The sequence below is a fragment of the Enterovirga sp. CN4-39 genome, assembly GCF_049446235.1.
Taxonomy (GTDB): domain Bacteria; phylum Pseudomonadota; class Alphaproteobacteria; order Rhizobiales; family Beijerinckiaceae; genus Enterovirga.
The window spans coordinates 1-1,035 of record NZ_JBMSEF010000057.1 but is presented as its reverse complement, the minus strand read 5'-3'; the positions used below and the strand labels follow the sequence as shown (position 1 = coordinate 1,035).

Here is a 1,035-nt window from a genome sequence, read left to right as displayed (position 1 = left end):
GCTCAACGGTGGCTCAACCAGCACGACGCCTGCTGGTGACCCGAGCGCCTCAGCGAAGCTGCGCGGGACGGCCGAGAGGAGATCTGTTTCGGCAACGATCGTCAGCGCCATCGCGAAAGCCGGAACGGTGAGCGCAACGCGGCGGGCGCGGCCTAGCTCGGCCAGGGATACGTCAACGAAGCCATGGGCATCCCCGCTTTGGGACACGACCAGGTGGTCAGCCTCGCAATAGGCGTCCAGGCTCGGGCGCTTCGCAAAGGAATGGCCCGAGCGAGCGATGATCACGAAGCTTTCGATTCCGAGTTCTGCCACCTCGAAGCGGTTCGGGACCGTCGCGAATGGGCCGATCGCGAGATCGAGCGCTCGGGCGTCGAGATCCGTAAAGGCGCCGTCCCAGGCTTGTTCGATCGCTCGACCGCCAGTCGGTAGTAACTGCCGCATGCGGATGTTTATGCCGGGCGCATCGCGGCGCAGCTTTGCGAAAAGGGGAAGCAGGTACAGGCTGGCAACTCCGTCCGGAGCTCCAATCGTGAACTCCCTCTGGCTTGTGGCCGGGTCGAACGGCGCAGCCGTCGCGAGGACGCCCCGTGCCTGGGAGAGCAACTGTTCGACCTGACTGGCGACTTCGAGGGCTCGAGCGGTCGGCGTCACACCTTTTGGCGTTCGGAGAAAGACGGGGTCCTTCAGCAGAAGCCGGAGACGACCCAGCCCGTGACTGACAGCGGATGGAGAGAGGTTCAACCGCTCCGCAGCGCGCCCGACGTGCCGTTCGCTCAACACGGCCTCGAACAGAACGAACAGGTTCAGATCGACCCGACTGAGATCAATTTCGTGCAGCATTTTACTGCAATCGTATCACTGGATGCACCGACCGAGGAGCGCATTCTTCATGGGCTAGCCCGTTGGGCTGGCAACCGAGCCGCATCTTGGTGCCGAGTTCAGGAGACACGACCATGAGTACACGACGGACCATCCTGGCAGGCATCACGGCCAGCAGCCTCTCCGGCACGCAGTCCCACGCTTCGGCGACTTCTC

Annotated in this window: 1 protein-coding gene; it reads right to left on the bottom strand. The window is 63.6% G+C overall.

The window, feature by feature from the left end; translation table 11 throughout:
• Positions 1-840: LysR substrate-binding domain-containing protein (locus tag ACO2SS_RS28745; protein WP_423281293.1), on the bottom strand; the 840-nt coding region annotated here is incomplete at its 3' end.
• Positions 841-1,035: the final 195 nt, after the last annotated feature.